At 60.4% G+C, this 507-nt stretch carries 1 protein-coding gene; it reads right to left on the bottom strand.

The genetic code is table 11. The annotated features are described in order from the left end of the window. Nucleotides 1-57: 57 nt before the first annotated feature. Nucleotides 58-390, bottom strand: coding sequence for an ArsR/SmtB family transcription factor (locus tag AC0IYH_RS29225; protein WP_471837509.1), 333 nt, complete (start codon nucleotides 388-390; stop codon nucleotides 58-60). Nucleotides 391-507 lie beyond the last annotated feature (117 nt).

The following is a 507-nucleotide window of genomic DNA, read 5'->3' on the forward strand; positions in this document are numbered from 1 at the left end:
GGATTGTGGTAGATCACGATGTCGACGGCCGCATCCTTGGTCATCTTGGGCGTCCTTTCAGCAGCAGGGGGTGAGTTCGGCCAGGAGCGGCGCGCACAGCTCGGGCGAGCCGGCGCAGCAGTCTTTGACGAGGAACAGCGTCAACGCGCGCAGCCCGTCCAGATCGGCGCGGTAGATGATCGAACGGCTATGCCGTTCGGAGCGGACCAGACCGGCGCGCGCGAGAATCGCAAGGTGCGCCGACATGGTGTTTTGCGGCACGTCGAGCTGGCGGGCGATTTCGCCCGCCGCCAGGCCATCCGGTTCGTGCCGCACCAACAGGCGAAACACGTCGAGCCGCGTTCCTTGTGCGAGCGCACCTAGTGCTGAAATTGCCGAGTCATTTTCCATATATCCAGATTAACAGATATCTGAAATATATCCATCCTTGTTCTTGGCCTTATGCTCAACAAGCAGCTGCGTTTGGATGTACGTCCGTCGTCCAGGATCGCGTCGACGGTGTCGATC

It is taken from the genome of Pseudomonas sp. AC463 (assembly GCF_979253585.1).